Raw genomic sequence first — 16638 nt, forward strand, 5'->3', positions numbered from 1 at the left:
TGGGACGCATAGAAAAGGCCATCGCCGCCGTTCGTACCGGCGGCGGCAACCTCCGCCGGAGGAGGGCCGGATAGGGTGCCGCTGTGGATCTGGACGTCATCCGGCGCGGCATCGACGCGCTCCGCGAGTACGACACGGACCTCGACCTCTTCGGCGCCCGCGAGCACCGCTACCGGTTCCAGCCACCGCTCGACGAGGCCACACTGGAGGACGTCGAGACGCGGATCGGGGTCCGCTTCCCCGCCGACTACCGCACGTTCCTGACCCGGCTCGGCAACGGCGGCGCCGGCCCGTACTACGGGGTCCACGGGGTGCAGCCGGACGCCTCCTGGACGCGGTTCGGCCCGTTCCCCTTCACCGAGGAGTGGGAGCCGCCCACGGACGACGAAGGCTACGACGAGGCCATGAAAGCCGCCTTCGAGGGACTGCTGCCGGTCTCCGAGCACGGCTGCGGCTACCGCTCCCACCTCGTCGTCAACGGCCCCGCGGCGGGCCAGGTCTGGGGCGACTGGACATGCGTCGGCGAGGCACTCGCCCCGCAGGCCGAGTCGTTCGGCGCGTGGTACCACGACTGGCTGGAGGCTTCGCTGCGCGAGGTGCTGAGCGAGCGGATCGAGGCCACCGTACGCGACGAGACCGGCTGGAACATCGACCGGCGGTTGCTCGGCCTCCTCCCGCCACCGCTCGTCGGCGGCGACGAGAGGCCGGAGGTGCAGGTCCCGCGACTGGTCCGCCGCGCCTACCTCGCCCTCTACGAACGCCGCACCGACGACGCCCGCGACCTCCTCGCCCAGGCCCACGCGGTCGGCGCCGAGGGCGACCACGAAGCGGCGCGCCTCGCGCTCGCGCGGGCCGTGCTCCTGCGCGAGGAAGGCAGGATCACCGACGCCCTGACCACCGTGGAGCACGCGATCCCGCGAAACGGCTGGTGGTACGACAGGGCGTGGCTGCACCGCCTGCGTGTCGAGCTGCTGCTGACGCAGAATCGGCTGGACGACGCGCACGCGGCGACCGAGGAGCACATCGCCCGCTGCCCCAACGACGACTTCGGCTACGTACGCCGCGCCCTCCTGCGGGTGCTGACCGACTCCCCCTCGGCCGCCGAGGAGGTCCTGCGCGCCGACGCCCCCCTTGGAAACGGAATCCGATCGGCGGGCCACCCACGTCCCGCCGACCGCACCCCCGTCGCGCTACGGCTTCGCGCCCGGCGCCTGGCCTGGGAGTGCCGCCGCTGGGGACACGCCGCTGACGCACCCCGCTTCGACGCGATCGCCGCTCACTGAGCGGGGGACTGAAGACCCGACCCGGCCGTGCAATCCCGGCCCGGAGCCGAACTGTGCCGGGCCGTCGTGCCGCACAGCTACGTGAGCCCACCGTCCCTGTGACGCTCGTCGGTGAAACCGAGGGCGACGACCCGCCCCAAGTTCGAAACCGCCGTCACCGATAGTGACGATCTACGGGATGACGACGTCCGCGACAATCACCACCCCCTCAATCACTCTTCGCTTTCGGATGACGACTCACTGAAATGTCGTAGCGGCCCGGCACACTGACGTCCGACACGGGAGGTGGAGCCATGGCACAGGGCCTGGGCAGGAACACGGTCCGGCAGACGCTCGGGCTCAGCGTCTGGGAGATCGAACTCGCGGCCACGACAGGCCTGCTCCGGCGCCTTCCCGACCGGACTTTCGACCCCGTCTCCGTCAGGGCGGCCGAAGCCGACATCGAGCACTTCCGGCAACTACTCGCCGCGGAGCGCCGCTGCACCGTCACCGAGGCGTCGGCCAGGCTCGGTGTCTCGTCCGACCGCTTCAAACGGATCATCGCCGCTACCGGTCTGGCACCGGTGGCCACCGAGGAGATCAGGAAGTACGGCCGGATCCTCACCGTCCGCTACTACCGCGCCGCCGACGTGGACGCTCTGGCCGACCACGTCCACGCGGACACCGAGCTACGCGCCGCCGCGCGAGCGGTCTCCCGTTCCGATGCCGCGAGAAAGGCCGCCCAGACCCGCAAGCTGAACCTCGAACGCGCCGTCGCGGCCCGTGCGGAGATCGAGACGATCAAAACCGCCCTCGACGCGGACCGCGTGCGGGTCCTTCTGTGGACCGCTGCGCTGATGGACGCCGCCGGGATCTGGCCGGGGCCGCTCCGCCCCCTTCACCGCATGGCGGACCCCCGCGTCCCACCACTCACCGAGATCCTGCGCGACGCCCGCCTCCCTCGTACTGAGTTGGAGGCGATGCTCGCCGAACTCACCCCGAGATCAGCGGGGCTCGTGTCCCTCCTGGTCTCGCCCCAGGACGCGGAACGAGAGCTGGGCGTGCCCGTTGAGATGATCCCGGCCGAGCTGCCCCGGTTCGGCGACCACCTGCTCGCCCCCCTCCTCCGCGAGGCGGTCTCCTCACCCCCTCCCTGGCTACTACGGGCACGGGCGGAGGTGGAGTTGCGACGAGCCGTCCAAGCGGAGGAGCGGCGTGCCGCCGAAGAAGCCTCCCGGCAGCGCCGAGCCGAGCGAGCCGCCGTTGACCAGGCCGCCCGAGTGGCCTCCCGGCTGTCCGACGAGTCCGTGGCCGAACTGTTCGGCATACCCGCCGACGTGATCCGGCGGCTCCGCCCGGCCGGCGGCCGTTGGACGGCCGACCACGTCGCGAGGCTGCTCAGGAAAACCCCGCCGTGGCTGCGAGACGAGTCCGCCGCCCGAGCGGAGGCCGACCGCCGTCATCACCGCGAGGCCGACCGCCGCCGTCACCGCGCCGAACGGAAAGCCGCCCGGCGGCTCTCCTGGCGCGTCCTCTGGGCCGAGGCGCTCGGCGTCCCGCTCGACCGGGTCCCCGATTCGGTCGGCCGTCCCACCCGCGCGGCTATCGAGGCCGCCAGACGAGAGCCACCCCGCTGGGCACGCGAGACACCACCCGACTGAAACCTCCGTTCTCATGAGCCGCCGTAGCCTCCCGAAGCGATCGAGAACCATCGCCGAACCCGGCTCCATGGTCGAGCCCTACCTCCGGGAAGTCGGCTGCCCCGAGTCCCCCGGGGCCGCGCACTCCGGATCCTGGGTCGTCGAACCCGAACACCACGAACGAACCTGCCTGGAGACCTACCTCTTCCTCGCCGGACGCATGAGCGGCCGGTTCATCGACCACCAATGGCTCGCCGAGGACAGAACCCTCTACACCATCCCGCTCAGCGGGTAACGACGCTCTCGCCGATGCCGCACATCGACATCAGGGTTCAACTCGACGGTTCTGTGCCAAGCGGGTATCTGCCCTTTCACGGCGAGGACTGGAAAACGATCATGCGTCGGCGGGCCGGTGAAGATGACTCTTCTTGTGGCTTTTGCCGGCCGATGCTCGGGTCAGCTCTCCGGGTGCACCATGAGAAGGACGGCGCGATTGTGCACGGCATGACCTAGGTACAGGTGCGAACGAGCGGCATCGAACCGGATCGAATCGCCTTCGGCCAGATCGGTGGGGGAATCGGCGGGGCCGACGGTGACGCGTCCGTGGGTGAGCACGAGGCATTCCTCGACACCGGGCAGGTGAGCCTCGGAGTGCTGGGTGCTCTGCGCGATTGCGATGTCGTAGACCTCCACGGTGCCGCGCAGCCTGATGCGGTGGAGAAGGCGCGCGCTGACCGCGTCGCCCTCGACCTGCGGCCGCCTGTCACCGGCGCGTACCACCTCGACCGCCGAGGCGGGCGTTTCCAGCAACTCGCCGAGGGATGCCTTCAGCTCGGTGGCCAAGGCCCACAGGGTGCTCAGGGTCGGGTTGCCCTGGCCCTGTTCGATGCCGTGCAGCGTGGTCTTGCTGATGCCGCTGGCGGATGCCAGGTCGGCCAGCGACATCCCGGCCGCCGTGCGCAGCCGGTGCACGTTCTGCCCCACTACGTGCGTAAGATCCATGCGTATCAGCATAGTGATATGTCTGTACCAGTAAAGTGGTCGAACTCGGAGGCGACATGACGGTGACGCGGCTGCGTGACATCCCGGGCATCGGTGTGGACACCGTTGGTGACGCGGCCGACGCCGCAGGCGACCCGGAGTTCTTGCGACTGGAGAATCTCGACACCGACCTGCGTCCGCCCACCGTTGCCATCGCCGCCACGCATGCCGCCGTCGACGACGACGCGGCCAACAGCTATCTGCCGTTCCAGGGGCATCGCTCCCTTCGTACGGCTGCCGCAGCGCACGTCGGGCGCATCTCAGGGCGCCACTATGACGCCGACACCGAGTGCGTCAGCGTGGCCGGCGGGCTCAACGGCATCCTCAACACGCTGCTCGCAACCGTGGAACCCGGGCAGGAGGTCGTGCTGTGCGACCCCATCTACGCCGGCCTGGTCAATCGGATCCGGCTCGCCGGCGGCATCCCCCGCTTCGTCCCCGCACAGCCCACCGCGGACGGCTGGACCATCGACGCCGAACGACTCGCCGACGCCGTCGGCCCCAACACGGCGGCGGTCCTGATGATGGGACCGGCGATGCCGACCGGCCTCGTCCTGGACGACCACCACTGGTCCGCCCTCGCTGACGCCTGCGAACGCCACAACGCTTGGTTGATCTACGACGCGGCCATGGAACGCATCCGCTTCGACGGCCGCCCGCCCAGCCACCCGGCAGCCCACGAGGGCCTGGTACAGCGCACCATCACCGTCGGTTCGGCCTCCAAGGAGCTGCGGCTCATCGGCTGGCGCGTCGGGTGGGTCGTCGGCCCCGCCCCCATCATGGCCGACATCCGCCTCGTCGGCTTGACCAACGTCGTCTGCCAGGTCGGCCTGGCCCAGGAAGCCGTGGCCGCCGCACTGGACGCACCCGACGCCGACGCCGATGTCGCCGCCGCCACCGCCGAATGGCAACGGCGCTGCGAGACGGTCCTGGACCAGCTCGCCGCCTACCCTGTCATCCGGCCGCACGGCGGCTGGTCACTCCTCATCGACACCAGACCCCTGGAGCTGACCGCCCTCGAACTGTCCCAGCGCCTGTTCGACCGGGCGAAGGTCGCAGCCACCCCCATGGACGGCTGGGGCCCCAGCGGAAGGCACTACCTGCGGATCGTGTTCGCCAACGAACCCGTCGAACGCCTCACCGACCTCGGCGATCGATTCCGCCTGGCCATCCGATGACAGACCGGAAGGCACCCCCGCAAGCAGGGCTTATCGTGATCAGTGACACGCTGCCGGAGCAGGCCGGATGACCTTGGCGGTCATCGGAATCGGCCTGGACGGCTCCGGTTATGACATCGACGCGCTGTTCCTCGTCGAGGACGGCCATTCTCGCCGCCCCGTCGGCCGAACTACCGGAATTGGTTATGCCGGTCTCCGCCGGCTCCGGCCAGAGCCCCGATAGGGCCGACCTTCATCCTCCCCTGAGAGCAGAAGGCCCGCTCGGTGACACTCTCAGCCAAGGTAGAGCCGTTCGAGGAAGGCACCCCGCTCAGCTCGCTTGACCTCCGCGACCTTCTCGATGTCCGCCCACTCGTGCCCGTGCACCTTCGCGATGGCCCGCAGCACTTCGAGCACGTCGGCGATCTCTTCCGCCACCTCGCCCGTCGGTGCCTCGCGCAGCTCCGCCGCCTCCTCGAACAGCTTCTCCAGCAGCGCCGCGCGGTAGTCGTCCTCCCCGAGCACGGTCACCACCGGCTCCCTGCCGTGCTCCCGAATGATCTCCGGAATCCTGTCCCGCACGAGTTTCCCCACCTCAGAGCACTCCTTCGCGCACCTACGGCTTCCTTCGGAAAACCCAGAGACTACCGATCTCCTCCGTCGTGCGCGTTTCCCGGCACGAGCGGTGAAAATGGCGTGTATTTCGGCAAATACACACCAAGGGTGGCGGTCGTCATATGGGGCTGGATCTGTCTCATTGGGAACAGAGCGCGCGGTCCTCGTGGCGGATGGCCGTACTGATAGGGGCGAACAGCCGTACCTACAAGTTCGCCCTCGGCTCCGCGCTCCTGGAGGCCGCCGCCGAAGACCGGTCGGAGATCCTGCTCCGTGACCTGGCGGTGCCGTACGCGATGGAGTTGGTACGACATCTCGGCCAGGCCCCGCAAGGACCCGAGAAGAGCGCACGGGGAGAGAAGGATTTCCTCTCGGTGGCCGAGCGAGAGGCAGCGGAGTCGCTCAGACTCGGGAGTCCCACCGAAGAACTACTGGCGGCGGCCATCAAGTCCATGCCCGAGATGGTGATGCAGAAGTTCCACAACCTGCGTGGCGAAGGAGCGGAGATACCGCATCGCTTCTACGAGGTGACCGGCCGCTCCCACGAACGGGTCGTCCGGTTGAGCAAGGAACTCCGCGACATCGCCCAATCGGAGCAGGCCCCGACCCTGCGGGGCGAGTTGTCAGCCCGCTGGAGCATCGTGGAGACGTCCTTCGCCACCGGGATCGGTCAGAGCCTGATCCGTGAGGGTGTCGCCGTGGACCTGACCACCCTGCAGATCACCGACCGGCAGCGCCGCCGATCGGTCGCCGGCGTCGCGGACGCGGTCATCGGCTTCCAACGCGGCCTCTGCCTGATCTGCGCGTACCCCATCGCGTTGGGCATCGACGACATCGCCGTCGACCATGTGTTCCCCTTCTCGTTCAGGAGGCTCCTTCCCTCCGGCGGCAGAGGGACGGTACCTGACCTGGACGCGATCTGGAACCTCGCTCCCACCCACGCGGGGTGCAACGGCAGCAAGAGCAACCGAACCCCCACGGAACAGGAGATGTTCAGACTCGCGCAGCGGAACGCGGCCATCATGCAGTCGCCCCACCCACTCAGAAAGACCTTGGAGCTGACCTTGAAGCGCAGCGGATACAAGACCCCCGGGCCAGGCGAGTGGTTCACGTTCATTCGGCAGGTACGCGACCTTTTTTGACGCACTGCCTTCCATGGAGCCGGGACCGGCGGCGTGAGTCCTGGTCATCACCGCCGGTCCCGGGATCAGGAGGGCAGGTGGTGGTCGGGGAAGGCCGGTGCCCACGGTTGCGTGGGAAGGTGGGCACCGGCCTTCGGGGACGGCCCGTCGTCCGGCACGGGGGAGCTCGGACGCGGGCCGGTCTTGGTGGGCAGCGCGAACCCGACGGCCTTGCCGGGGGCACCGGTGGCGCATATCCGGGTCACGTACGCCCGGCAGCGGCCCTTGGACAGGGCGTGCACCAGCAGCAGCCCTCGGCCGCGCTCGGCGAGCAGGCCCAGATCGGGTTCCTCACTGCAGGCATTCAACCGATCGAGGATGGCGAGGATACCGTCGAGGTCCCGGTCCGCGTCGATGACCTCGCACCAGGACGGCTCACCGTCCACGAAGACGACCCGTAGCTCGAAGGGCTGCCAGCCGTGCTCCTCCGCGTTGGCGGCCAGTTCGGCGACGGCGCTCTCGGCATCGCTGAGCTCCTCGCCGTCGAACCCCGCGTCCTGGAGCACCTGCCTGACGACGGCTCGGGCCCGATGGGCCGCGGAGCCCGGCCGCAGGGTCTTCACCAGCACGCGGTAGTCGTGGAGCCTGGTCGAGGGTGCCACGCCGTACCTCCTGGGTCTCGTCGACGGGCTGATGCCGCCCCGCCTTTCCGTCACCCAGTGGACCAGCAGCGCAACGCAGAGTGACAATGTTTGCGATGTGAAGGTCGTGAACCTCCCGGCCATCCCGTGAAGGTCGTGAAGGTTCGCCGCTCTGAACCACGGGGGCATTCACACCACGTAGTCATCGGGCTACCGTTCGCCTGAGACAGGGAGGCCCGGATGACGCACACGCCCACGGCGCTGGCCGAGATCCTGCAACGTGCCGAGATGAACCCGCGCCAGCTCGCCGCCGCGATCAACTCCTGGCTGCAAGGACGTGGCCTTGGCAACCGGCGTATCGATCCCACCGCCCCTTATGCCTGGGTTCGGCACGGCTACAAGCCCTACGCCCCCATCCCCTCGGTGGCGGCCATCGTGCTCTCCGAACACCTCGGCCACCCGATCCGGGTCGAACAGCTCTGGCCGTCCCGGCAGCCCTCACCTCTGCCCGCCGTCTCCGCTCTCGGCCCCTCGGCGAACGTCGAGGACATCCTCCAGTCGCTCAACGACCTGACGAGTCTCAGCACTGGGAAACACACCGATGTCGCCGCCGCCTCCGGCCCCGACCTCGCCGCCGCCGTACTCGACGGCCTGCACGCGACCGTGTCACAACCTCACCGGAACGCGGGTCGCGACCGGGTCCTGCCATCCCAGGTACGACTGATCGGTGCGCACGTCGAAGCACTACGCAAGCTCGACGACCAGCACGGCGGCGGTGCGCTCAGCCTGCGCTACATCACCAGTGAGCTGCGTAATGTCCTGGATCTGGTCCAGTGCGCCGATTACGAGCCCGCAGTCGGGCAGCAGCTCCTAACCATCGTCGCCGACCTCGCCCAGCTCGTCGGCTGGGTCCACTTCGACGCCCAACGCCCCGGCGCCGCCGAACGCTATCTCCTGCTCAGCGAACGTGTCGCCCGAGGGCTGGGCGAGCTGGGCCGGGCCGCGAACGCCATCGGCATGCTCGCCTACATCTCCGCCTTCGCCGGCCATGGCCAGGAAGCCGTCCACATCGCCTCGTCGGCCGAACGCTACTGTCCGGCTGACGCCGTCACGCGAGCCCGGATCATCGGCCGCGTCGCCACCGCCGCAGCCGCCGCCGGAGACCTCTCCGCATTCCGCGAAGCTTCAGAGAAGGCCAGGGAGCTGCTGGATTCAGCCGACATCGCCCCGGCCTACCTCTATTACCTGGAGCCCGAGCAACTGGCCGCTGAGACCGGACAGGCCCTCGTCGTCCTGGGCGAGCAGATGACCGTCTACCGCAAACCCCTGCTCGACGAGGCCATCGGTCTGCTCTCCCCGATCTCCACAGTCGGTGCCCGTCCCGACTACCCGCGCTCCGCCCTTTTGCACTGCACCTTCCTCACCCACGCCCACCTACTGCGCGGGGACGTGGAAGCGGCGGTCGACGCGGGCCAGGCCGCGCTCACTCGACTCGACGAGGTCCAGTCGATCCGCGCACTCACCTACCTACGCCGCCTACGCCCAGCCTTCGCCCGCCGCAGCCGCTCCCCGGCAGTCGCTTCATTCCTCCCCCACCTCGACACCGCACTGGCCCAGACATGATCGCCACCCGTTTCCTCATCCGGCCCCGTCCCTACGATCACCCAGACGCCACCCACCTGGTCCGCGCACTCTTCGACGACCAACAACAGCGCTACGGCTACGCCGACCCCTACGAAGCCGACCCCGCCTCCTACACCCCACCCCACGGCCTGTTCCTCGTCGGCTACCTCAACACCGTCCCGGTGACCTGCGGCGGCTACCGCACCTTCGACGAACACACCCACACCATCGAGATCAAGAAGATGTACACCGTCCCACGCCTACGCGGCTTGGGCCTGGGCGAACGCATCCTGACCGCCCTCGAACACCACGCCGCACAGGATGGGGCACAGCGCTCCATCCTGGAAACCGGCGTACGCAACACCGCAGCCCTCGCCCTCTACACCGGCATCGGCTACCAACCCGCCGCCCGCTACGTCAACGGTCGCGACCCGACCATCAACCGAGCATTCACCAAGAAACTCACCAGCCCCACCCTCTGATCGGTCCAACTGAGCCGCCCCGAATTCGATACCCCTCGGACAGCCTGGGCCATAGAGTCCACACGTGCGTTGATCTTCCAAGTGGCGGCCGAGTGCCGCCGCGGACGGTGCGGGCGACCCCCGCCAGGCGGGGCAGCCCCAGCAGGCATACCCGTCACCATCCCACCGGAGATCACATGATGCTCACGCAGCAGCCCCTCACCTACCACGCGTTCGTCGAACTCGCCACCGCCGACCCCGCCGTCGTCGGCCTCGTCCTCAAGGGCTCCCGCGCCCATGACGACATGCCCACCGAGCACTCCGACCACGACCTGTACGTCGTCCTCACCGACAACGCGACAACGGCTCTCACCCGGTTTACGGGCCACCGTACTCCCGAACTCGACCTCGTCATCGCTCCCCTCGCCGAGTTCCGCGCGGCCGGCATGCCCGGCTTCGAGCGCTACGCCCTCGCCCGCGCCAAGATCGTGCTCGACCGGCTCGACGGAGGCATCGCCCAGATCCTGACCGCCAAGGCACGGCTCGACGCCGATGAGGCATTCCGGAACTCCGGTGAATGGCTCGACGCCTATGCCAACTCCCTCTACCGCTCCGTCAAGAACGACCGTGACGGACATTCGCTCGCCGCCCGCCTCGACGCCGCCGACAGCATCCGGTTTCTGCTGGAACTGCTCTTCGCCCTCGACCGTCGCCCCCGCCCCCGCCCCTACAACAAGTACCTGGAATGGGAACTCGCTCGATACCCGCTGCCCGGCTGGGACACCGGCATGCTGCTGGACGCCGCGGACCGCATCTCAGGAACGGGCGACGTGCCCCTACAACGACACCTCTTCGCCCATGTCGAGGCAGCGGCCCGGCGCGCGGGGCACAGCGCGGTGCTGGACGCATGGGGCAAGGACCTCGACCTGATGCGACCGCAATAGGAGGAATCGCGAAAGGCTCCCGCGCAACTGTGGCGCCGCTTGAGACTTTCGCAGCAGACCCTAGCGGGGCGGCTGAGCGGGGAAGAACCTCGGCTCAGCTCTGCTTGGCGATGTTCTGCCGGTGGTAGTCGAGGTGATCCTGGCTGATCTCGTGGTTCTGGACGACTCGGAGACGGCCGAGCGAGGCGCCGGAGACCGTGTCCTTCGCCGTGAGGTCCGCCTGGATGGTGATCATCCCTCGATCCAGCAGAACATGGTGGTTGGGGCAGAGGCAGAGCAGGTTGCCGGGTTCGTCGGGGCCGTTGTGCGGCTTTCCGAGCGGGCGAATATGGGCTCCCTCGGCGTAGAAGCCCCGGTGGAGGGCGAGACGGTCGCCGCAGATCTGGCAGTGGAAGTCGTGCGCGCCCTTGATCTGCTCGGAGAGCAGGGAGTCGCGGATGATGCGCTCCACGATCATCTCGCGACGGCTGGCCGGAGGGGACACCGCGTCGAGTCCGACCCGCGCGAGAAGCCTGTTGTGGTCGACGCCGTGGAAGTACGCGCCAAGCAGCCTCACGACGATCTGGGCACGAACGTCCTCCCGGTCGGTGACGATCTCGTACGCCCATGGCAACAGGCCACTGTCCGGCTGGTGCTCTTTCATCCACTGCTGCGCGTGCCGATCACTGGCAGCCGGTACGTCGGCGTGGCCGGGCAGGTCCCAGAGACCGTGGTGGTGAAGCCACAGCACGGGAGACTCCGGGGTGGGCCGGTCCTCTTCGAGACCGAACTCCTCGATGAGCCGCCCGAGTTCGCGGTGGGTGCTCTCCCAGCGCCGCAGACGTGGCTTGCCCTGGGCCGCGCGGCCGATCGCCCAGAGCAGGGTCAACGGCCGGTGCCGTTTCCGCGCACCGGTCGTGGGAGAAACGGCCGGCTTGAGCGAGTCGACCTTCTGTAAGAGGTCTTCGACAGAGGACACCTCGGCCGTCTGCCCCGGTTTCGTCACCTCGAAGCCCAGGCCGCCGAGCACCTTGGCAACGGTCGCATTCCCACCGGAGAACTCGTCAGGACGCAGGGGCCTGCCGCCGACTCCCCGGTACGCGACTCCGGCGATCGCCTTGGAGTCGTACCGCTTGCCGTCATGCACGAGGAAGTAGTCGAGGGCGGGCCGGTAGCCGTACTCCCTGAGAAAGGCGTCGCGGCCCAGCTTGTCGCATTCGTCGATGGCGGCGAGCACCATCTCCCGTCGAAGGTCGGAAAGCGCCACCCCACAAGCCTATGCGGGCGCCGCCGGAACCGCTGCCTATTTCAGGCGAAAGCGGACTTAAGGTCAGCCGCAGCGTCGACCGAAATCCTCCGCATCGACAGCGGTGACTTCCTGGAATCGACTGCACACCATGGGCGACAGAGTTCAGCCTTTACTCGTGACGACTGAAGCGAAGAGCTTCGCAGGGTCGGGTCACTTCTGAACTGCATGGAGGGCGGGAAGAGCCGGTCAGAGGAATTCGAAGCTGTGTCTGCCCACATGCTCGGCCGGCAGGCAGCACGCGTCCTCGCTGATCGGCTCTGTGGTCAGACAGTTCGGAAGCACCTTGAGCTCCCCGTGGATGTCCTCGGTGTCCCAGGTCGCCCACCAGTCCGTGACCGACGACCCCTGCGCCAGGGTGACGTGCCGACCGCGATGTCCCGCCTCCAGAGAGCACCGCATGTAGGGCTCCACGATGAGTCCTGGGCACGGGAGGCTGGAGAGGAACTCCCCCTGGACCTGGGTCAACTCCACGATGGCCGTACAGAACGGCAAGGGCACCATGCGCTAACAGTAGGCACAGCTCAGCGGAGGTGTCCTCCCTTTGGGGCGATGACGCCGACGGCGTTGCCACGGCGGCCTTCGCGCTGGTCATCGCCCGGACGGCGGCTGACTGTCGGTGCTCTCTGGTTGGGTGAGCGGCACCGATATGAGAAAGGCGACGATCATGAAAACTGATGAAGGTTTCTGGGGCCTGGTGGAGGCGGCCTGGGCACCGCTGGGAGTGGAGGTCAATCAGGCGCGACGGGAGTTGACACATCGGACGCCCGCCCTCGACGAGGACCTTCACGGCAAGCCTCCGCTTGTCGTGGTCGAAGCCGCCCTGAAGGAGTTTCTGAGCAACCTCGGCTCCCTCAGCGAGGGGTTGTCGGCGGACGAGCTGACGGATCTCGATCGGGTGGTCGAGGCGAAGCTCCACGACATCGACCGCGCGGACATCCAGGCGGTCACCGATGGTTCCGACGACGGTTTCCTCTACGCGCGTGGCTTCATCGTCGCGATGGGCCGCGACTTCTACACCGCGGTGGCCGAGGATCCGAAGAAGGCGGTGCTGGATGCCGAGTGCGAGAGGATGTGTTACTTCTTCGCCCATCTGCACCACGAGCGCTACGGGACCTTCCCTGACACCGGATCGGGAATCTCCCGCGAGTCGTGCTCGAACCCGGCCGGCTGGCCTCGCTGACCGAGTTCCGCTCACCCCCATTACGCGACGGGAACCGGCGGATCCCAGGTGATCGGTAGTTGGGCGATGCCACCACCGAGTTTCCGTTCGCTCAGCCCTCCGGAGACCGGGATGTCACTGACCGGGATCGCCAGGCGCATGGTGGGCAGCCGGGGCAGAAGCCTGGCGAGTACCTCGCTGATTTCCAGCCGAGCCAGTGGGGCACCGAGGCAGTAGGTGATTCCGTGGCTGAACACCAGGTGAGGGTTGGGCGATCGGGTGACGTCGAACCGTTCCGGGTCCTCGAACACCCGGTCGTCGAACGCGGTCGAGCCGTGGTCGCACAACACGAGGTCGCCGGCGCGGATCGTGACCCCGCCGATCTCGATGTCCTCGCTGGCGTAGCGGGGCAGCGCGGATTCGGCGAATTTGCTCATCCGCACCGCCTCCCCCACCGCGCCGGGCAGCAGTTCCGGGTCATCGAGCACCAGCTTGTGCTGGTCCGGGTTCATGGCGAACAGCGCGATCGCCGCGCTGATGCTGTGCGGAGTCACCTGGTACGACATGGTGACAAAAGCCAGCAACGCACCGACGAAGTCGTTGGGGAGTCCGGATTGGCACAGCGCCGAGGCCAGATCGTCGCCCGGTTGCACGCGTTTGCGCTTGGCAACCTCGCTCAGGTATCTGAACAGCTCCTGCGCCTGGCCCAGTCCCGCCCCCACCCTGCTGACCCGGTCGAGCACCACCTGGTATTCCGCTGGATCCGCTATGCCGAGCAGGTCGCACAGGATCTGATAGGAGAACGGCAGCGAGAACTCGGTGTGGATGTCTATCGGCGGCTGCTTGGCGAGTACGGCGTCGAGATACTCGTCGACCACGGCGCCGACGCGTGGCCGCATGCCGGCTATGCGCTTGGCCGAGAAATACGGGGTGAGATTCGACCGGAGGGCCTGATGCGCACGATGCGCCTCAGCCGGATCCTGGTTCGACACGACCAGGTCCAGCATCGGGCTGTCCAGGTACCGTGCTCTGTTCGGCGGGTCCGGGTGGGTGGTCCCGAGTCGGTCGTCGAGCAGGAGTTGCTTGAGTTCGGCGAGCCGGGTCACCAGCCACGCTTCATCGCCGACCGGGGTACGAACCCGGACGATGGGGCCGCTGTCTCGCAGTTGGCGGATCAACGGGTTCAACTGGCCTAGACATCCAGGTTCGCCCAGTGTCGGCAGTTCGCTATGGACCATCCAAGCCCCCCGAGGTTTGGTTTGAGCGCCACGCTATCGCTAGATGATCTCCTCTCTATAGCTAGGGGTTTTCTCAGATGCATCGGCAATTTTCAGGTCGCACACCATCCCGGCGTCCCGTTAATCCCGTTTCATCTCATTCGTCCTTTTCGCGGCTCGTCAGGCGGTCTCGGAGCCGCGACAGGCGTACAGGTCGGCCAGGAGCTTGCCGCATCTCTTCCGCCTCGTCTTCAAGGGGCCGAGACGCCGTCGCCCCCAAATCTGCCGCTTGGTCCACTTCGACGGCCGCCCTGGCCTCCTCGGCGCAGGCAGCAACGACTCCAGCCGCGCCCACTACTCATCGGTCAGGTCAAACCGCCTCGTCACCGCCAAGGTGGCCACGAGGTCTCCGGTGTTCAGGTTCTTCTTGGTCGATCACCGCAGCAGGAGATCCCGGCGACGCCTCTGCCGTCAACTCCATTGGGTGTGGCCGCATCGTGAGCGGCGAACCGCGTCGAGGCTCTGCTGACAGACTCGTTCTCATGAGAATCACGCTGGTCCAGGGGGACATCACCGCGCAGCGCGTCGACGCCGTCGTCAACGCCGCCAACTCCTCGCTGCTGGGAGGTGGCGGGGTCGACGGGGCCATTCACCGGCGTGGCGGCCCTGCGATCCTCGCCGCCTGCCGTGAGTTGCGCGCCTCGCACTACGGCGGGGGACTGCCGACCGGTCAGGCCGTGGCCACCGTCGCGGGTGAGCTGCCGGCCCGCTGGGTCATCCACACCGTCGGCCCCGTCTTCTCCGCCACCGAGAACCGCTCGCACCTGCTCGCCTCCTGCTACCGCGAGTCCCTCCGGGTCGCCGACGAGCTGGGTGCCACCAGCGTCGCCTTCCCCGCGATATCCACCGGCGTCTACCGCTGGCCCGTCGACGACGCCGCCCGCATCGCGATCGGCACCGTACGTGCCGCGTCTACGCAGGTCACCGATCTGCGGCTCGTACTGTTCACTGCCGACGCCTACGGCGTCTTCGAAAGGACACTTGAGACCGAGGTCTCCTGAGGGAGACATGGCGTCGAACGGTCTGGCTCGACCGATCGACCCGCATGCCGGACACCCTGACCGTCGCGCGCCAATCGGCTCAGGCCGAGATGCCCCGATGGCGATACCGTACGAGAACGAAGACGCAGGCCAGCCCGATGACCAGTTCCAACGCGGTCGCGAGCACCAGCCCGCTCGCCGGTATCCCGTCCAGAGTGATGCCCAGCAGGCGGGACAGGCCGTAGGAGAGGTACATCACGGCACCGGCGAGTGTGGCGGTGAAGGCCAGCCGCGCGACGAACGCGCCGAGCGCGATCAGTGCGCCGGTCGCGAGCAGCGCGCCGCCCCCGGCCCTGATCTCGCTGAGCAGGCCGGCGTCGCTCCCGAGCTCGATGCCGTTGGTGCCGTGGAAGGCCGCGGGCACGAACAGTACGGCCGCGCCTATCCCGATCATCACCGCGCCGGACACGAGCAGGACGAGTCTCAGCGGTCTCGCGTGCCGCATCCTCATCATGTCCTGCGGCGGGCTCGTCATCTCCACGTCCCGGAGGCGGCGGCCGTACGGCAGAAGTCGGTGAAGTCGCGGGGTTCGCGGCCGAGTGCCTCACGCACGCCGTGGGCCACCGAGGCGTTGCGCCCGTCGAACACCTCCTTGCACAGGTCCGTGAGCAGGTCCGCGTAGTCGAGCCCGGCGCTCTGCGCCACGGCGGCGTGAAACACCTCCGGTGAGACGGCGACGTACTCGACCGGCCGGTCAGCGGCCTTCGCGATCTCGGCCGCGGCCTCGTGGAAGGTGAGCGCGCGCGGCCCGGTGAGCTCGTAGAGCCGACCGGAGTGGCGGTCGTCGGTGAGGGCGGCGACCGCGACGTCGGCGATGTCGTCGACGTCGACGAACGGCTCCGCGACCTCGCCGGCCGGCAGCGCGATCACGCCGTCGAGCACCGAGTCCCGCAGGTTGCCCTCGCTGAAGTTCTGCGAGAACCAGCTCGTGCGGATGAGCGTGTGGCTCAGACCGGACTCGCTGACGATCCGCTCGCAGTGCTGCGCGTTGGCCTCGCCCCGGCCGGAAAGCAGTACCAGCCGCCGGACGCCCTCGTCGACCGCGCAGGCGGTCAGCTTCTCGATCGCGGCCGGTGCGCCGGGGGCGGCGAGGTCGGGGAAGTAGGAGATGTAGACGGATTCGGCGCCGCGCAGTGCCTGGCGCCAGGTGTCGGGCCGCTCCCAGTCGAAGGGTGGGTCGAGGTGGCGCGAGCCGCCCCTGACCGGGTGGCCGCGCTCGGCGAGCCGTTGCACGATTCGCCGGCCGGTCTTGCCGGTCGAGCCGATGACGAGGGTGACGGAGGTGCCACGCATGGTCCAGATGCTCCCTTGGTTGTCGGTGAGTCCAGTTTTGTGCGGCACCCGTGGACCAACAATAGAAAAAGGTCCG

Annotated in this window: 18 protein-coding genes; 10 read left to right on the forward strand and 8 right to left on the reverse strand. The window is 68.2% G+C overall.

The features are described from left to right. Positions 1 to 83: 83 nt before the first annotated feature. The 3 genes from ACFY3V_RS03410 (at position 84) to ACFY3V_RS03420 (ending at position 3197) form a co-directional block, all read left to right on the forward strand. Positions 84 to 1283 carry an SMI1/KNR4 family protein gene (locus ACFY3V_RS03410; RefSeq protein WP_389769515.1) on the forward strand — a complete coding sequence of 400 codons (1200 nt, stop codon included), beginning with the start codon at positions 84 to 86 and terminating at the stop codon, positions 1281 to 1283. Positions 1284 to 1576: 293 nt separating this feature from the next. Continuing rightward, entirely contained in the window at positions 1577 to 2923 is a 1347-nt protein-coding gene (locus ACFY3V_RS03415; RefSeq protein ID WP_389769518.1) for a hypothetical protein, read from the forward strand. A gap of 13 nt (positions 2924 to 2936) precedes the next feature. Further along, a complete protein-coding gene (locus ACFY3V_RS03420; protein WP_389769521.1) occupies positions 2937 to 3197 on the forward strand; it encodes a hypothetical protein in 261 nt (86 codons plus the stop codon). A 161-nt stretch (positions 3198 to 3358) separates the two neighbouring features. Here the strand turns inward: ACFY3V_RS03420 and ACFY3V_RS03425 are convergent, their stop codons facing one another. Continuing rightward, the gene (locus ACFY3V_RS03425) at positions 3359 to 3904 is read right to left on the reverse strand and encodes a helix-turn-helix domain-containing protein (RefSeq protein ID WP_389769524.1); all 546 of its coding nucleotides are present in this window, start codon (positions 3902 to 3904) and stop codon (positions 3359 to 3361) included. Between the two features lie 56 nt (positions 3905 to 3960). On the opposite strand from ACFY3V_RS03425, the gene ACFY3V_RS03430 reads away from it, so the two are divergent. Continuing rightward, positions 3961 to 5121, forward strand: coding sequence for a pyridoxal phosphate-dependent aminotransferase (locus ACFY3V_RS03430; RefSeq protein WP_389769527.1), 1161 nt, complete (start codon positions 3961 to 3963; stop codon positions 5119 to 5121). Positions 5122 to 5394: 273 nt separating this feature from the next. Here ACFY3V_RS03430 and ACFY3V_RS03435 read toward each other — a convergent pair whose 3' ends face one another. Next, the gene (locus ACFY3V_RS03435; RefSeq protein ID WP_389769530.1) at positions 5395 to 5694 is read right to left on the reverse strand and encodes a nucleoside triphosphate pyrophosphohydrolase; all 300 of its coding nucleotides are present in this window, start codon (positions 5692 to 5694) and stop codon (positions 5395 to 5397) included. Positions 5695 to 5888: 194 nt separating this feature from the next. On the opposite strand from ACFY3V_RS03435, the gene ACFY3V_RS03440 reads away from it, so the two are divergent. Continuing rightward, a complete protein-coding gene (locus ACFY3V_RS03440; protein WP_389769533.1) occupies positions 5889 to 6857 on the forward strand; it encodes a hypothetical protein in 969 nt (322 codons plus the stop codon). A 65-nt stretch (positions 6858 to 6922) separates the two neighbouring features. Here ACFY3V_RS03440 and ACFY3V_RS03445 read toward each other — a convergent pair whose 3' ends face one another. Beyond that, entirely contained in the window at positions 6923 to 7498 is a 576-nt protein-coding gene (locus tag ACFY3V_RS03445; protein ID WP_389769536.1) for an ATP-binding protein, read from the reverse strand. 219 nt (positions 7499 to 7717) lie between these two features. Between ACFY3V_RS03445 and ACFY3V_RS03450 the strand changes: the two genes are divergently transcribed. The 3 genes from ACFY3V_RS03450 to ACFY3V_RS03460 all read left to right on the forward strand — a co-directional run bounded on the left by ACFY3V_RS03450 (position 7718) and on the right by ACFY3V_RS03460 (position 10505). Then, a complete protein-coding gene (locus ACFY3V_RS03450; RefSeq protein ID WP_389769539.1) occupies positions 7718 to 9100 on the forward strand; it encodes a hypothetical protein in 1383 nt (460 codons plus the stop codon). After that, positions 9097 to 9582, forward strand: a complete 486-nt coding sequence (locus ACFY3V_RS03455; protein ID WP_389769542.1) for a GNAT family N-acetyltransferase — start codon at positions 9097 to 9099, stop codon at positions 9580 to 9582. Before ACFY3V_RS03450 ends, ACFY3V_RS03455 begins: the two co-directional genes overlap by 4 nt. 176 nt (positions 9583 to 9758) lie before the next feature. Beyond that, on the forward strand, positions 9759 to 10505 hold the full coding sequence (locus ACFY3V_RS03460) for a hypothetical protein (protein ID WP_389769544.1): 747 nt from the start codon (positions 9759 to 9761) through the stop codon (positions 10503 to 10505). 94 nt (positions 10506 to 10599) lie between these two features. Here ACFY3V_RS03460 and ACFY3V_RS03465 read toward each other — a convergent pair whose 3' ends face one another. Both ACFY3V_RS03465 and ACFY3V_RS03470 read right to left on the reverse strand, forming a co-directional pair. Next, entirely contained in the window at positions 10600 to 11751 is a 1152-nt protein-coding gene (locus ACFY3V_RS03465) for an HNH endonuclease (protein ID WP_389769547.1), read from the reverse strand. A 228-nt stretch (positions 11752 to 11979) separates the two neighbouring features. Then, positions 11980 to 12294 carry a hypothetical protein gene (locus ACFY3V_RS03470; RefSeq protein WP_362902675.1) on the reverse strand — a complete coding sequence of 105 codons (315 nt, stop codon included), beginning with the start codon at positions 12292 to 12294 and terminating at the stop codon, positions 11980 to 11982. A gap of 163 nt (positions 12295 to 12457) precedes the next feature. Here ACFY3V_RS03470 and ACFY3V_RS03475 point away from each other — a divergent pair, with 163 nt between their 5' ends. Then, entirely contained in the window at positions 12458 to 12973 is a 516-nt protein-coding gene (locus ACFY3V_RS03475) for a DUF4240 domain-containing protein (protein ID WP_389769550.1), read from the forward strand. Between the two features lie 20 nt (positions 12974 to 12993). On the opposite strand, the gene ACFY3V_RS03480 is transcribed toward ACFY3V_RS03475, so the two are convergent. Beyond that, a complete protein-coding gene (locus tag ACFY3V_RS03480) occupies positions 12994 to 14190 on the reverse strand; it encodes a cytochrome P450 (RefSeq protein ID WP_389769553.1) in 1197 nt (398 codons plus the stop codon). 521 nt (positions 14191 to 14711) lie between these two features. Between ACFY3V_RS03480 and ACFY3V_RS03485 the strand changes: the two genes are divergently transcribed. Then, positions 14712 to 15230, forward strand: coding sequence for an O-acetyl-ADP-ribose deacetylase (locus ACFY3V_RS03485; protein WP_389769556.1), 519 nt, complete (start codon positions 14712 to 14714; stop codon positions 15228 to 15230). 79 nt (positions 15231 to 15309) lie between these two features. Here the strand turns inward: ACFY3V_RS03485 and ACFY3V_RS03490 are convergent, their stop codons facing one another. Beyond that, positions 15310 to 15744 carry a DUF4345 domain-containing protein gene (locus tag ACFY3V_RS03490; protein WP_389769559.1) on the reverse strand — a complete coding sequence of 145 codons (435 nt, stop codon included), beginning with the start codon at positions 15742 to 15744 and terminating at the stop codon, positions 15310 to 15312. Continuing rightward, complete coding sequence (locus tag ACFY3V_RS03495; RefSeq protein WP_389769562.1) at positions 15741 to 16562, reverse strand: NAD(P)H-binding protein; 822 nt, start codon at positions 16560 to 16562, stop codon at positions 15741 to 15743. The genes ACFY3V_RS03490 and ACFY3V_RS03495 overlap by 4 nt, the downstream gene beginning before the upstream one ends. Positions 16563 to 16638: the final 76 nt, after the last annotated feature.

The organism is Streptosporangium sp. NPDC000095 (assembly GCF_042899335.1).
GTDB lineage: Bacteria > Actinomycetota > Actinomycetes > Streptosporangiales > Streptosporangiaceae > Streptosporangium.

What these genes read in the sequence shown, in the direction of transcription:
- ACFY3V_RS03420 (WP_389769521.1), top strand. Translation starts at nt 2,937, where the DNA reads ATGAGCCGCCGTAGCCTCCCGAAGCGATCGAGAACCATCGCCGAACCC.
- ACFY3V_RS03425 (WP_389769524.1), bottom strand. Translation starts at nt 3,904, where the DNA reads ATGGATCTTACGCACGTAGTGGGGCAGAACGTGCACCGGCTGCGCACG.
- ACFY3V_RS03430 (WP_389769527.1), top strand. Translation starts at nt 3,961, where the DNA reads ATGACGGTGACGCGGCTGCGTGACATCCCGGGCATCGGTGTGGACACC.
- ACFY3V_RS03415 (WP_389769518.1), top strand. Translation starts at nt 1,577, where the DNA reads ATGGCACAGGGCCTGGGCAGGAACACGGTCCGGCAGACGCTCGGGCTC.
- ACFY3V_RS03475 (WP_389769550.1), top strand. Translation starts at nt 12,458, where the DNA reads ATGAAAACTGATGAAGGTTTCTGGGGCCTGGTGGAGGCGGCCTGGGCA.
- ACFY3V_RS03495 (WP_389769562.1), bottom strand. Translation starts at nt 16,562, where the DNA reads ATGCGTGGCACCTCCGTCACCCTCGTCATCGGCTCGACCGGCAAGACC.
- ACFY3V_RS03480 (WP_389769553.1), bottom strand. Translation starts at nt 14,190, where the DNA reads ATGGTCCATAGCGAACTGCCGACACTGGGCGAACCTGGATGTCTAGGC.
- ACFY3V_RS03470 (WP_362902675.1), bottom strand. Translation starts at nt 12,294, where the DNA reads ATGGTGCCCTTGCCGTTCTGTACGGCCATCGTGGAGTTGACCCAGGTC.
- ACFY3V_RS03490 (WP_389769559.1), bottom strand. Translation starts at nt 15,744, where the DNA reads ATGACGAGCCCGCCGCAGGACATGATGAGGATGCGGCACGCGAGACCG.
- ACFY3V_RS03485 (WP_389769556.1), top strand. Translation starts at nt 14,712, where the DNA reads ATGAGAATCACGCTGGTCCAGGGGGACATCACCGCGCAGCGCGTCGAC.
- ACFY3V_RS03450 (WP_389769539.1), top strand. Translation starts at nt 7,718, where the DNA reads ATGACGCACACGCCCACGGCGCTGGCCGAGATCCTGCAACGTGCCGAG.
- ACFY3V_RS03460 (WP_389769544.1), top strand. Translation starts at nt 9,759, where the DNA reads ATGATGCTCACGCAGCAGCCCCTCACCTACCACGCGTTCGTCGAACTC.
- ACFY3V_RS03455 (WP_389769542.1), top strand. Translation starts at nt 9,097, where the DNA reads ATGATCGCCACCCGTTTCCTCATCCGGCCCCGTCCCTACGATCACCCA.
- ACFY3V_RS03440 (WP_389769533.1), top strand. Translation starts at nt 5,889, where the DNA reads ATGGCCGTACTGATAGGGGCGAACAGCCGTACCTACAAGTTCGCCCTC.